Origin of the sequence: Actinacidiphila glaucinigra, assembly GCF_035918135.1 — a bacterium.
Taxonomy (GTDB): Bacteria; Actinomycetota; Actinomycetes; order Streptomycetales; family Streptomycetaceae; genus Actinacidiphila; species Actinacidiphila glaucinigra.
The window spans coordinates 3,223,563-3,236,795 of the sequence record NZ_CP109144.1; the positions used below are offsets into that span (position 1 = coordinate 3,223,563).

Annotated in this window: 9 protein-coding genes; 3 read left to right on the top strand and 6 right to left on the bottom strand. The window is 73.5% G+C overall.

All coding sequences use genetic code 11. The annotated features are described in order from the left end of the window. Window positions 1-132 precede the first annotated feature (132 nt). Window positions 133-2,985 (bottom strand): putative bifunctional diguanylate cyclase/phosphodiesterase, encoded by a 2,853-nt coding sequence (locus tag OIE69_RS14055; RefSeq protein ID WP_326572296.1) that lies wholly within the window; start codon window positions 2,983-2,985, stop codon window positions 133-135. 272 nt (window positions 2,986-3,257) lie between these two features. Next, window positions 3,258-4,211: a 2-hydroxyacid dehydrogenase gene (locus OIE69_RS14060; protein WP_326572297.1), complete on the bottom strand. Its 954-nt coding sequence runs from the start codon at window positions 4,209-4,211 to the stop codon at window positions 3,258-3,260. 56 nt (window positions 4,212-4,267) lie between these two features. Here OIE69_RS14060 and OIE69_RS14065 point away from each other — a divergent pair, with 56 nt between their 5' ends. The 3 genes from OIE69_RS14065 to OIE69_RS14075 all read left to right on the top strand — a co-directional run bounded on the left by OIE69_RS14065 (window position 4,268) and on the right by OIE69_RS14075 (window position 6,757). Then, window positions 4,268-5,260, top strand: coding sequence for an aldo/keto reductase (locus tag OIE69_RS14065; protein WP_326572298.1), 993 nt, complete (start codon window positions 4,268-4,270; stop codon window positions 5,258-5,260). Window positions 5,261-5,420: 160 nt separating this feature from the next. Further along, window positions 5,421-6,563, top strand: coding sequence for a PQQ-dependent sugar dehydrogenase (locus OIE69_RS14070; protein ID WP_326581135.1), 1,143 nt, complete (start codon window positions 5,421-5,423; stop codon window positions 6,561-6,563). A 23-nt stretch (window positions 6,564-6,586) separates the two neighbouring features. Continuing rightward, a complete protein-coding gene (locus OIE69_RS14075) occupies window positions 6,587-6,757 on the top strand; it encodes a DUF6191 domain-containing protein (protein WP_179279865.1) in 171 nt (56 codons plus the stop codon). Window positions 6,758-6,787: 30 nt separating this feature from the next. Here OIE69_RS14075 and OIE69_RS14080 read toward each other — a convergent pair whose 3' ends face one another. From OIE69_RS14080 to OIE69_RS14095, 4 genes are all read right to left on the bottom strand, one after another. Further along, window positions 6,788-9,865, bottom strand: coding sequence for a helix-turn-helix transcriptional regulator (locus OIE69_RS14080; protein WP_326572299.1), 3,078 nt, complete (start codon window positions 9,863-9,865; stop codon window positions 6,788-6,790). Between the two features lie 50 nt (window positions 9,866-9,915). Beyond that, window positions 9,916-10,116 (bottom strand): hypothetical protein, encoded by a 201-nt coding sequence (locus OIE69_RS14085; protein ID WP_326572300.1) that lies wholly within the window; start codon window positions 10,114-10,116, stop codon window positions 9,916-9,918. Window positions 10,117-10,295: 179 nt separating this feature from the next. Beyond that, a complete protein-coding gene (locus tag OIE69_RS14090; protein WP_326572301.1) occupies window positions 10,296-10,886 on the bottom strand; it encodes a hypothetical protein in 591 nt (196 codons plus the stop codon). A gap of 17 nt (window positions 10,887-10,903) precedes the next feature. After that, entirely contained in the window at window positions 10,904-13,102 is a 2,199-nt protein-coding gene (locus tag OIE69_RS14095; RefSeq protein ID WP_326572302.1) for an MMPL family transporter, read from the bottom strand. Window positions 13,103-13,233 lie beyond the last annotated feature (131 nt).

Sequence of the window (13,233 nt, forward strand, 5' to 3'; positions counted from 1 at the left end):
GCAGGCAAGCGAGGGGAGCGCGTCGGTGCGTTCCACGAGGCGGTCAGGGGCCCCGGGTCAGCCGACGCGCTTTCCAAGTACGAGAATTCGGGTGCGCATGCGACTGACCTTCCTCCTCGCGAGCCGGGAGTGTCAAGCGGGTGGGACGGGCGTCTCATTATTTGAGCGTAGCTCGTCCGCCTTCCGTGTGCCGCGTACGGAGACCCGGGTGCTGTCCGCCGGGACCGGCCCGCCGGGCACGGGATAGCTGCCGCGGGTCAGCGAGGAGCGCAGCCGGTGCTCGTCCAGCGGCCCGGAGAACGCCATGCCCTGCCCGTGGGTGCAGTTCATCTCGCGCAGGGCCAGCACCTGCTCCGGGCGGTCCACGCCCTCGGCCACCGAGCGGATCCCGAGGTCCTCGGCGATGCGCAGCAGCCCCGCGGTGATCTTCCGCAGCCGCGGGGACTCCACGACGCCCTCGGTGAGCCCCCGGTCCAGCTTGAGCACGTCGACGGGGAGCCGCCGCAGCGTGTCCATGGGCGCGTAGCCGCTGCCGAAGCCCTCCAGGGCGATGCGCACCCCGAGCCGGCTCAGCGCGGTCAGCCGCCGCTCCAGTTCGTCCAGGGAGATCCGCGGGTCCTGGTCGGCGACCTGCAGGAGGAGGGAGTCCGGCGGCAGCCCGTGCCGTTCGAGCAGAGCCTCCACGTCCTTGGTGGGCAGCTCGCGGTGCATCAGGCGCCGGGTGGACAGCCGTACAGCGACGGGCACCGGGCTGCCCGCGGCGTGGCGCAGCGCGGCCTGGCCGACCGCCTCCTCCAGCAGCCAGCGGGCCAGCTGCGCGGTCCGGTCGGTGTCCTCGGCCACCCGCAGGAACTCGGCGGGGGTGAAGAGGATGCCCTGGGCGGACCGCCAGCGGGCCTGCGCCTCGACCGCCGTCACCTCGCCGGTGCCGAGGTCGACCACGGGCTGGTGGAGCAGGGCGAACTCGCCGTCCCGCAGGGCCGTGCGCAGCCGTCCCGCGAGCTCGGCGCGGCGCACCACCTCGGCCTGCATGGCGGGCGCGTACATCTCGACCCGGCCCTTGCCCGCCTGCTTGGCCCGGTACATCGCCAGGTCTGCGTTGCGCAGGAGCTCGCCGGGGCTGACCCCGGGGTCGGCGAAGGCCACGCCGATGCTGGCGGCCACCCGGACCTCGGCGCCGTCCACCCGGTAGGGCTCGGAGAGGGCGGCACGGAGCCGGTCGGCGACCTCGTGGACCTGGTACTGGCGCAGATGGGGGTCGGCGCTGGTGCCGCAGATGAGGGCGGCGAACTCGTCTCCGCCCAGGCGTGCGGTGGTGTCGCCGGCGCGCACGGAGTCCTGCAGGCGCCGCGCCGCCTGGACGAGGAGCTCGTCGCCGGCCTGGTGGCCGACGGTGTCGTTGACCGCCTTGAAGCCGTCCAGGTCGATGAAGAGCACCGCCGTCGTGCCGGTGTCGCCGTCGCCGGCCCGGCGGCCGCCGATCGCCTGGCGGATCCGTTCGGTGAACAGGGCCCGGTTGGGCAGGTCGGTGAGCGGGTCGTGCGAGGCGTTGTGCTGCAGCTGCGCCTGGAGCCGCACCCGCTCGGTGACGTCGCGGCTGTTGAAGATCAGGCCGCCCTGGTGGCGATTGACACTGGACTCGACGTTGAGCCAGCTGCCGTCTCCGTGCCGTATGCGGCACTCGATGCGGGTGGCGGGTTCCTCGGCCGCGTGCGCGGCCAGGAAGCGGCGCACCTCGTGCACCACCCGTCCCAGGTCGTCCGGATGGATGTGGGTGGCGAACTCGGTGCCGACCCATTCCTCGGGGTCGCAGCCGTAGACGCCCTTGGCGGCGGGGCTGACGTAGCGCAGCGCGCCGGTCGGCGAGGCGATCATGATGACGTCGCTGGAGCCCTGCACGAGCGACCGGAAGTGGTTCTCCTTCTGGGCCAGCTCCTGGGTGAGGGCCATGTTGTCCAGCAGCATGATGCCCTGCCGCACCACCAGGGCGAGCACGACGGTGCAGCCGGTCAGAAGCACCACCCGGTCGCTCTTCCGGCCGTCGATGACGTTGTAGAGGATGCCGAGCACGCAGACCGCGGCGGCCAGGTACGGGGTCAGCGCCGCCAGCGAGCCGCTCATGCGGCGGCCCTGCTCCTGCTCCCGTTCGGCGGTCCCCCGCTCGGCCGCGACCCGCTCGGCGGTGTCGCGCTCGCCGACCCAGGGGGCGTAGGCGAGCAGCATGCTGCCGGCGAACCATCCGGCGTCCAGGATCTGGCCGGAGTTGTAGTGCTCGCGCAGCAGGGGCGAGGTGAACAGCGCGTCGCACAGCACGGTGAGGGCGAGCGAGGCGATGGCGGTGTTCACCGCCGCCCGGTTGGCCGAGGACCGCCGGAAGTGCAGCGCCAGCACCATGCTCACCAGCATGATGTCCAGCAGCGGGTACGCCAGGGACAGTGCGATGCGCGCGGTGCTGTGGCCCTCCCACAGGGCCGTCTGGGCCAGGGCGAGGGTCCAGGAGAGGGTCAGCAGGGAGCCGCCGATGAGCCAGGCGTCCAGTCCGAGGCAGACCCAGCCGGCCCGGGTGACCGGCCGCTTGGCGAGCACCAGCAGCCCGATGATGGCAGGAGGGGCGAAGAGCAGGAAGCAGAAGTCGGCGACCGAGGTGCGCGGCACTTCGCCCCGCAGCACGACCTCGTACCAGCCCCAGATGCCGTTGCCGAGCGCCACCATGGCGGAGGAGACGGCGAACAGCGCCCACGCGGGGCGGTACCGGTCGTTGGCGGCCCTGCGGACGTAGACCAGGCACGAGACGGCCGCGGCCAGTGCCGCCACGGAGAGCCCGAAGTCGCCCATGACCAGGGCCAGCCCGGTGGAGCCGCCCCAGCCGAAGGCCGACCCGACGGCGTAGCCGCCGCAGAGTACGGCCAGCAGCATCTGGGGCAGCAGGCCGGTCCGGCTGCCCGGCGCGGAGGCCTGCGAGAGGACCGCACCGGGCGCGCTCACGGTGTCGTCCCCTGGGACCGTGAACGTCCCCGGCACGGTGTGCCGTGGTCCAGCGTCGGATGCTCTCTCCATTGGCCGCGCATCGCCCGTCGCCCCCCATCAAGTCCTGAGTCGTCCCACGCCCGTTCGCGACTCGCCGAGCCACGCCGGTCGTGTTCCCCCAGTGCGGGACGATACACCAGTTCAGTCACTCAGGGACATAGTTCCTCTACACAGCGTGACCACGCGTAGCGTCCTGCCCCACGCGTGAGGCACCGGGTGCCAGGGCGTGTTCAGGTGGTCAGGACGACGTTGGCGAGGTCCTCACCGGCCGCGAAACGGCGCAGTTGCTCGCGGAGCAGCCTTTTCGCCCTGGGCAGGAAGGCGGAGGTGCTGCCTCCGACATGCGGGCTGACCAGGACGCCCGGCGCGTGCCACAGCGGGTGCCCCGGAGGCAGTGGCTCCGGATCGGTGACATCGAGTGCCGCTCGCAGACGGCCCGCCTCCAGTTCCGCGAGGAGCGCCTTGGTGTCGACCACGGGGCCGCGGGCGATGTTCACCAGCAGGGCCCCGTCCTTCATCCCGGCCAGGAACCGGGCGTCGGCCAGATGGCGGGTGTCCGGGGTGAGCGGGGTCGACAGCACGACCACGTCCGCCTGCGGCAGCAGCCTGGGCAGGTCCCCCAGGGCGTGCACGGGGCCGCGCGGGGACCGCCGGGCCAGCCGGGCGACCCGTGTGACATGGCATTCGAAGGGGGTGAGCCGGTCCTCGACGGCGGCGCCGATCGATCCGTAGCCGACGATGAGCACCTGCTTGTCGGCGAGGGCCGGGTAGAAGCCGGCGTGCCATTCCTCGGCGTCCTGGCCGCGTACGAAGCGGGGGATGCCGCGCAGGGCCGCCAGGGTGAGCGCGACGGCCAGTTCCGCGGTGCTGGCCTCGTGCACCCCGCGGGCGTTGCACAGCCGCACCCCCGGCGGCAGCTGCCGGAGATACGGCGTGACGTGGTCGACGCCCGCGCTGAGGGTCTGCACGACCCTGACCCCGGACATACGGGGCAGCGGGCGGCCGACGACCTCCGGACCCTTCATGTAGGGCACCACGTAGAACGCGGCGTCGGCGGGGTCGGCCGGGAACTCCTCGTCGCCGTCCCAGAAGCAGTAGTCGAGTTCGGCGGGGAGTCCCTCGACCTCCTCGGCGGGGATCGGGAGCCAGACCGTGGGGCGGTGGTTCCGGGTGATGTCAGCCATGGTCAGGAGGCTATGGCACAGTGGGGCGGCGCGAGAGGTCAGCGGAGGTCAGCCAGGTGGAGCGCAGGACGGTCGGATCAGCGGCTCTGGAGGTGGGCGCCGTCGGCCTGGGATGCATGCCGATGAGCTGGGCCTACACGGCGTCCCGGCAGGACGGCGAATCGTCACTGCGGGCCGTGCACGCGGCGGTCGACCACGGCACGACGCTGCTGGACACCGCCGACATGTACGGGCCGTTCACCAACGAGCTGCTGCTGGGGCGGGTGCTGAAGAAGCGTCGCCGGGAGGTCTTCGTCTCCACCAAGTGCGGACTGCTCGTCGGCGAGCAGCACCTGGTGGCCAACGGCCGCCCCTCGTACGTGAAGCGGGCCTGCGACGCGTCGCTGCGCCGGCTGCAGACCGATGTGATCGACCTCTACCAGTTGCACCGCGCCGACCCCGAGGTCCCGGTCGAGGAGACGTGGGGCGCGATGTCGGAACTGGTCGCGGCCGGCAAGGTGCGCGCGCTGGGGTGGTGCGCGGTGGGCGCCCGGGCGGCCCGGCGCCCGGGCGCGGGTATATACGACGAGACACTGCGGCAGTTGCGCCGCGTCCAGCAGGTCTTCCCGGTGAGCTGCGTGCAGGCGGAGCTGTCGGTGTGGTCGCCCGAGGCGCTGGCCGAACTGCTGCCCTGGTGCACGCAGCGCGGGGTCGGCTTCATGGCCGCGATGCCGCTCGGCAACGGCTTCCTGACGGGCACGCTCACCCCCGGCCAGGGCTTCGAGCCCGACGACGTACGGGCCCGCCATCCCCGGTTCACCGCCGAGATGATGGCCGCCAACCAGCCGATCGTCGCGGGGCTGCGGAGGGTCGCCGAGGTGCACGGCGCGACGCCCGCGCAGGTCGCGCTGGCCTGGGTGCTGGCCCAGGGACGGCAGGTCGTGCCGATACCCGGGGCGAAGCAGCAGCGGTGGACGGCGGAGAACGCCGGGGCCGCGGAACTGCGGCTGACCGAGGAGGACTTCGCGGAGATCGCGGCGCTGCCGCCGGCGCGGGGCTCCTGGGACTGAGGTCGTCACCGGGACGGACGGGGCCGGTCGGCCACGGGGGAAGACCACGGCCTGTGGTGGGAACCGCGAACGGCCGGGCGGTGTAGTGATGGATGTGATGTTCTTGGAGTCCGAGCCGGAGAACCCCCGGGAGGGAAGCGTGGGACACCGCGCCGCCGTCGTGACCGCCGCGCTGGCCACTGCCGCGCTGCTCGCCACCGGATGTTCCCCGGACGGTGGTTCCGCCCCGGCTCCCCCGGCCTCCGCCTCCGCCTCCGCCTCCGCGTCGGCACCGGCCTCCGGCGGCACCGACGAGCCCTCGGCCCCGGCGAAGGGCACGGCGGAGGTGACCGGCACGGTCGCCACCGGGCTCACGACCCCTTGGGGCGTGGCCGCGCTGGCGGAGGGCGATCTGCTGGTGGCCTCCCGCGACACCGGAAGCATCGTCCGGGTGGCCGCGGGCAGCGGCCGCACGAACGCCGTCGGCACGGTGCCCGGGGTCTCCTCGGGAGGCGAGGGCGGCCTGCTCGGTCTCGCCGTCTCCCGGGACTTCGCCACCGACCACCTGGTGTACGCGTACTTCACCACCGACTCGGACAACCGCATCGCGCGCATGCTCTACGACCCGGCGAAGCCGGCCGGGGAGCAACTGGGCGCGCCGGACACGATCCTGCGCGGCATCCCGCACGGCGCCATCCACAACGGCGGGCGGATCGCCTTCGGCCCCGACGGCATGCTCTACGCGGGCACGGGCGAGAGCGGCGAACGGGGACTGTCGCAGGACAGGAAGTCCCTGGGCGGCAAGATCCTGCGGATGACGCCCGACGGCGAGCCCGTGCACGGCAATCCGGAGGCGGACTCCGTCGTCTACTCCTACGGCCACCGCAATGTGCAGGGCCTGGCCTGGGACAGCCGGGGGAGGCTGTGGGCCGCCGAGTTCGGGCAGGACACCTGGGACGAGCTCAATCTGATCGAGCCGGGGAAGAACTACGGCTGGCCGGTCGTGGAGGGCCTCGCCCACCGCGACGGCTACGCGGACCCGGTCGCGCAGTGGCGCACCGACGACGCCTCGCCCAGCGGCATCGCCTACGCGGACGGCTCGATCTGGATGGCCTCGCTGCGCGGCGCCCGCCTGTGGCGGATCCCGCTGGTCGGGACGAAGGCCGCGGCCGACCCGCAGGCCTTCCTCGTCGGCGAGTACGGCCGCCTCCGCACCGTTCTCGCCGATCCGGACGGCGGACTGCTGCTGACCACGAGCAACACCGACGGCCGCGGCGATCCCCGCAAGGGCGACGACCGCATCCTGCGGCTGCGGGTGAGCTGACCCGACGACACCCTGGGGGTGCGATGTTCAACGCGCTGGACGAGCTGTTCGCGCCGGGCCGCAGGCACGCCGAGGACGAACGGAACCGCCTGGAACTGGTGCGTGACGAGGAGGGCGACGCCGACCCCGGCCGGGGCCCGGTCGACCTGGACTCGGGCGCCGTCCTGATACGTCCGCCGCGGGCCGGCGGCTAGCCGTACGCCTGCCGGCCGCGGGGGCGGGACTCAGCCCGGCTGCCCGGCGAACAGACGCAGCCGGTGGGCGAGCGCGGCCGCCTCACCACGGCCCGAGACGCCGAGCTTGGCGAGGATGTTGGAGACGTGCACGCTGGCGGTCTTCGGCGAGATGAACAGTTCCTCGGCGATGCGGCGGTTGGTGTAGCCGGCGGCGACGCGGCGCAGCACTTCGCGCTCGCGCGCCGTCAGGCCGAAGGGCTCCGGCTCCTCGGCGGCTTCGGGGACGGCGGCCGCCTCCGGTTCCTCCAGCGCCAGCCGGCCCCGCCGGGCGAGCAGCCGGACGGCGTCGCGCAGCGGGACGGCGCCCAGGGAGTCGGCGACCTCGCCCGCCCGGCGCAGCAGGGCGGCAGCGTGGTCGCGGGCGCCGGGCTCGTGCAGGGCGAGCAGGGCCTCGGCGTGCCGGAGCCGTACCAGCGCGAGCGGGTACGGGCGGTCGAGGGCGGCGTACGCCTCCTCGGCGGCCGCCCAGGGCCCGGGGCCGGTGTCCCCCTCGGCGCGCAGCAGTTCCGCCTCGACGAACAGGGCGTGGGCGGCCCACACCGGGGACAACCGGGGCAGCCGGCCCGCCGCCCTGCGTATCAGGGCGAGCATCTCGGCGCGTCCCGCCTCCGCGCCGGGCAGTCCCAGGGCGTCCGCCTCCACGGCCGCCGCGGTGTGCAGCATGGGCCAGACGTAGCGGTGGAAGGCGGGCGGGAACCCGGCTTCCAGGGCAGCCCGTACCGCGGCCCTCGCCTCCAGGAAGCGTCCGCGCCCGGCGGCGACCGCGATGGTCAGATGGCGCAGCGGCAGGGTGTTCTGCGGCTGGTGGTCCTGGGGGCCCAGATGGTCCCGGGCGGCGGCGATCTCGGCCTCGGCGCGGTCGTACTCCCCTCGTCGCACGGCGACATGGGCCAGCAGGGTCGCGGCCCAGCCGAGGTACAGGGCGTGGTTCGTGCTCTCCCGGCCGCGGGCGGCGACCTCGGCCGCCTCGTCCCAGCGGCCGAGGGCGAGCAGGGACTCGGCCTGGTTGGCGGCGGCGAAGGTGACGCCGTCGCGCAGCCCGTGGCGGGTGGCGCTCTCCACTCCCCTGCGGGCCACCGCGATCGCCTCCTCCGAGCGGCCCACGGCCTCCAGCAGGGCGGCGAGGTTGGCGTCGGTGTTCACCGTGAGGCTGCCGTACCGGGCGGCGGCGGCCCGTTCGCGAGCGGCCTCCAGTTCGGCGATGCCGGCGTCGGCGTCACCGGCGTCGGCGAGCAGGATGCCCAGGGTGACCCGGGCGTGCAGCTCGGTCTCCTCGGCGCCGACCAGCCGGGCCAGTTCGATGGCGCGCTCCGCCGTGGCGATGCCGTCCGGACCCGGGTCGTGCATCATGTCCCAGCCGGCAGCGCTCTCCAGCACCTCGGCGTGGACCGGTGACGGCGGCAGCCCCCGGACGAGTTCCTGGGCCTCGGCGATCTCCGCCCAGCCGTCGCCGCGGCCCATGGCGACCATCAGCCGGGAGCGCTGGATCCAGAACCAGGCGGCGCGCAGCGGGTCGCCGGAGCGCTCCAGCAGGCGCAGCGCCCGCTTGGTGACCTCGTAGGCGCCCTCGCGGTCGGCGCTCAGGCGCGCGGCCACGGTCGTCTCGGCGAGCAGGTCCATGTACTGCAGGGGCTTGCCGCCCGGGTGGCAGCCGCCGGGGTCCCCGGTGCCGAGGGCCAGGGTCGTGGGAGGGAACACCTCGACGTAGTCGACGGGCCGCAGTCCTTCGCGGACGTCCGCGGGGGTGTCGTCCCACAGTTCCAGGGCGCGTTCGAGCAGCCGGTGCTGTTCGGCGTAGGCGTGACGGCGCCGCGCCTCGACGGAGGCGGCCAGCACGGCGGGCAGCGCCTTGGCGGGCTCGTGGGCGTGGTACCAGTAACTGGCAAGCCTGGCGGGGAGTTCGTCGGCGGGTACCAGACCGGGGTCGGTCTCCAGGGCCCGCGCGTAGCGGCGGTTGATGCGGCTGCGCTCGCCGGGCAGCAGGTCGTCGCCGACGGCCTCGCGGACCAGCGAGTGCCGGAAGCGGTAGCCGTCGCCATCGTCGGTGGGCAGCAGGATCTTGGCGCCCACGGCGGAGCGCAGGGCCTCGATGAGTTCGTCCTCGCCGAGCCCGGCGACGGCCTCCAGCAGCCGGTACTCGACGGCGGAGCCGCCCTCGGCGACGACGCGGGCGACGCGCTGCGCGGTCTCGGGCAGCGTCTCGACGCGGACGAGCAGCAGGTCGCGCAGGCTGTCGCTGAGTCCGGTGCGGCAGCCCTGGGTGATGCTGCAGGCCAGTTCCTCGACGAAGAAGGGGTTGCCGTCGGAGCGGCCGAAGACCCGGTCGACCAGGCTCGGGGAGGGCTCGGAGTCGAGGATGCCGGCGACCTGGGCGCGGACCTCGGCGCGGGTGAAGCGGGACAGTTCGAGGCGCACGACGGACCGCATCCGGTCGAGTTCGGCGAGGAAGGGCCGCAGCGGGTGCCGGCGGTGGATGTCGTCGGAGCGGTAGGTGGCCAGGACGACGAGCCGGCCGCGGGAGAGCGAGCGCAGCAGGTAGCCGAGGAGTTCGCGGGTCGAGCGGTCGGCCCAGTGCAGGTCCTCCAGCGCGACGACGAGCGTGCGCTCCTCCGAGAGCCGTTCCAGCAGCCGCGAGGTGAGCTCGAAGAGCCGGGCGCGGCCGTGCTCGTCGCGCTGGTCCGCGAGCGGGTCGGGGCCGTCCGTCCCGCCCAGCCCCGGCAGCAGGCGGGCGAGTTCGGCCTCGCTGCCGGCGGCCGCGGCGACGAGTTCGTCGCCGAGCCGGCGGTGCAGGGCGCGCAGGATCGTCGCGACGGGTGCGAACGGCAGTCCGTCCGCGCCGATCTCCACGCAGGCGCCGACGGCGGTGACGGTCGCCGGTCCGTCCTGGGCCGCGGCGAGGAACTCCTCGACGAGCCGGGTCTTGCCGACCCCGGCCTCGCCGCCGATCACCAGCGCCTGCGGCTCGCCCGCATGAGCGCGGGCGAGCGCGGAGGTGAGGCGGGTCAGTTCGCGGGTGCGTCCGACGAACACCGGGCTGACCGACTGGTTCTGCACGGTCCCGAGCATCGCACGGGGCCCTGACGGCGCGGTACCTGTTTCCACCGGCACCGCGGTGCTCATCCGGCGGCCCTCAGCCGCCGGATGAGCCGGCCGGCCCTCCTGGCGTGCCGCCTTCCCTCGTCCTGGTCGGCGGCGGTCACACGGCGGCCGGCGGCGGCGCGGGCGGCCTCTCGTGCCTGGCGGGCCAGGCGGTACCGGGCGGCCTCGCGCAGCAGTTGCTCCGCCTTTTCGCGGCCCAGCAGTTCGTGGGTGTACATCCGTTGCTCCTCGGGTTCGGGACCGATGGTCCGGAGGTCTTCTCCGTGCCATCAGCCTCGTCCCCAAGGGGGGTGGGGCACATCGGGCAACCGCCCAGGCTTCGGGGGCGCGGATGCCTTAGGCCGCGCGGCGGACCACTCAGGCCGCCGGGACCCGAGCGGCGCCCTCCCCCGAGGTCTCAGCCGCCGGACGAGACCGGGGTCTCGGCCACGGTCGGCAGCCCGCCGAAGAGGTCGAACCACGTGCCGGCGGCCACGCACAGCCCGAGTACGCCGAGGGCGAGACCGCCCCAGGCGACGGCGCGCACCCAGGGCGCGGCGTTCCGTCCGGCGAGCAGCACGGCGCCGAGGAGGACGAGGGCGGCCAGCGCGCAGACGCCGTTGACGGCGGCCGTGGTGTGCCAGGGGGCGCCGTATATCTGCTCGATCTGCTGGGCGGGGCTGCCGGAGGAGTTGTTGATCTGCCCGATCAGCTGCCGCCGCTCGGCCAGTACGGTGCCCAGCCAGGTTCCGGTGAGCGACGCGAGGCCGAGGGCGGCGCCGACGACGGCCGCCGCACCGGGGACGACCCCGGCCGGGGCGTCCGCCGTGCCGGTGGTCTCCGGCTCGTCGACGTCGTCGGGCTCGTCGAACTCCTGCGGCTCGCCGGTCGTGGCGGGCGTCGTGTCGGGCGCCGTCGCGTCCGTCGCGCCGTCGTCCTCGGTCCGGTCGGGCCCGGCGTCCGCGGCGAGTTCGCCGGCATCCGCCTCGTGGGTCTTGGTGGTCTCCATGGGCGGCAACCGTACGGTCAGATTATGAGAGCTTTCTGAGAGCCGGCCTCGTCCGCGGCTGCCGGAGCGGGCTCCGCCGGGCCCTCGATGCAGATCCGCGGCAGCCGGCGCTCCAGCCACCGGGGCAGCCACCAGTTCCAGTCGCCCAGCGTGTGCATCAGCGCCGGTACGAGCAGCGTCCGCAGGATGAAGCCGTCGAGCGCGACGGCGGCCGCCAGCCCGATGCCGAACATCGCGATCACGCGGTCGCCGCTGAGGACGAAGGCCAGGAAGACGGAGATCATGATGACCGCGGCCGAGTTGATCACGCGGCTGGTCTCGGCGAGGCCGACCCGGACCGCGCGGCGGTTGTCACGGGTCTCGCGCCACTCCTCGTACATCCGGCTGACGAGGAAGACCTGGTAGTCCATGGAGAGCCCGAAGAGCACCGAGACCATGATCACCGGCAGGAAGGGCTCGATCGGGCCGGCCGCCCCCAGCCCCAGCAGCTCGCTCCCCCAGCCCCACTGGAAGATCGCGACCACGACGCCGAAGGACGAGGCGACGGCGGCGATGTTCATGACCGCGGCCTTGAGCGGGATGCCGAAGCTGCGGAAGGCCAGCAGCAGCAGTACGCAGCCCAGGCCGATGACGGAGCCCACGAAGAGCGGCAGCTTGCCGACGATCACCGAGGCGAAGTCCGCGTAGCCCGCGGTGACGCCGCCGACGTACACCTCCAGGGAGGTGCCCTCGGTGGCCTCGGGGATGACGTCCTCGCGCAGGTGGGTGACGAGCCGGTCGGTGGCCTGGTCCTGCGGGGAGGTGGTGGGGACGACGTCGATGACGTCCGGCCCGCTGCCGTGCTGCGGCTGCTCCATGTGCACCGCGGCGACGCCCTCGGTGCGGGCCAGGACGGCGGTGAGCTGCTCCAGCGCCGCGCGGTCGGCGGCGTCGCCGGACGTGGCGACCAACTGCAACGGGCCGTTGAAGCCCGGCCCGAAGCCCTCGGACAGCATGTCGTACGCCTGGCGGGTGGTGGTGCCCGCTGCGCTGTTGCCCTGGTCGGAGGCGCCCAGGTGGAGGGAGGTCGTGGGCAGGGCCAGCACGAGCATCACGACGGCGGCGACCGCGCCGAGCACCTTGGGGTGCCGTTCGACGAAGGCGGACCAGCGGGCCGCGAACCCGGTCGGCAGTTCGGGCGACGGCCCGTGCTCGACGAGCCGGCGCCGCTCCCGGCGGCTGAGCGCCTTCATGCCGATGGTGCCCAGCAGCGCGGGAAGCAGCGTCACCGAGGCGGCGACGGTGAGGATCACGGTGAGGGAGGCGGCGATCGCGACGCCGTTGAGGAAGGACAGCCGCAGGATCAGCATGCCGAGCAGTGCCACGCAGACCGTGCCGCCGGCGAAGACCACCGCCCTGCCGGTCGTGGCGACCGCCTTCTCGGCGGCCTCCCGTACCGGCAGTCCCTGCTTCAGGCCTCTGCGGTGGCGGGTGACGATGAACAGGGCGTAGTCGATGCCGACGCCCAGGCCGATGAGCATGCCGAGCATCGGCGCGAAGTCGGCGACCCTGATCAGGTGGCCGAGCAGCTGGATCGCCATGTACGCGGTACCCACGCTGACCAGCGCGGTGACGATCGGCATGAACATCGCGAAGAGCGAGCCGAAGGCCACCAGCAGCACCACGGCCGCCACGGCGACGCCCACGACCTCGCTCATGTGCCCGCCTCCGCCCTCGGTGAGCGCGATGGCGCCACCGCCCAGGGCGACCTGGGTGTTGTCGTCGGCTGCGGCCCTGGCGGTGTCGACGACCGTGCGCACCTGGTCGGCGTGCAGTTCGTCCGAGGGCCTGTCGAACATCACGGTCGCGTAGGCGGTGTGCCCGTCCTGGCTGATCTGCGCGGCGCCCTCGGTGCCGTAGGGGCTGGTCACCGAGGCGACCCCGGGGAGTTCGGCCACCTTGTCCAGCGTGCCGGTCAGGCGCTCCCTGACGGACGCGACGCCGACGGTTCCCTTGTCGGTGTGCCAGACGATCGTGTCGCTGTCGCCGGCCGAGCCCGGGAAGGCCTCCTTCAGCAGGGCGGTGGCCTTGCTGGAGTCGGTGCCCTTGATGTCGTAGTCGTTCGAGTAGGCGGACCCGGCGACCAGGGCGGCCGTGGACAGACCGAGGAGGGCGACGAGCCACAGCAGGACGACGGCGAGACGGCGGTCGAGGCACCAGCGGGCAAGGGCGGCCATTGCTCTCCCTGGGGTTGCGCGGATCTTTCAGGCCGGCGAAGAGCCCGCAAAGAACACAACACGTACGTCCTCGACTGAACCAGGAAGAAAAGATCGTTGGCCGCGTTCGTGCGCTGAATCACACTCCGTTA

Bases quoted from the DNA above. Each gene is read 5' to 3' on its own strand.
- OIE69_RS14060 (WP_326572297.1), bottom strand. From the start codon at position 4,211: ATGGCTGACATCACCCGGAACCACCGCCCCACGGTCTGGCTCCCGATC.
- OIE69_RS14075 (WP_179279865.1), top strand. From the start codon at position 6,587: ATGTTCAACGCGCTGGACGAGCTGTTCGCGCCGGGCCGCAGGCACGCC.
- OIE69_RS14080 (WP_326572299.1), bottom strand. From the start codon at position 9,865: ATGCTCGGGACCGTGCAGAACCAGTCGGTCAGCCCGGTGTTCGTCGGA.
- OIE69_RS14085 (WP_326572300.1), bottom strand. From the start codon at position 10,116: ATGTACACCCACGAACTGCTGGGCCGCGAAAAGGCGGAGCAACTGCTG.
- OIE69_RS14090 (WP_326572301.1), bottom strand. From the start codon at position 10,886: ATGGAGACCACCAAGACCCACGAGGCGGATGCCGGCGAACTCGCCGCG.
- OIE69_RS14095 (WP_326572302.1), bottom strand. From the start codon at position 13,102: ATGGCCGCCCTTGCCCGCTGGTGCCTCGACCGCCGTCTCGCCGTCGTC.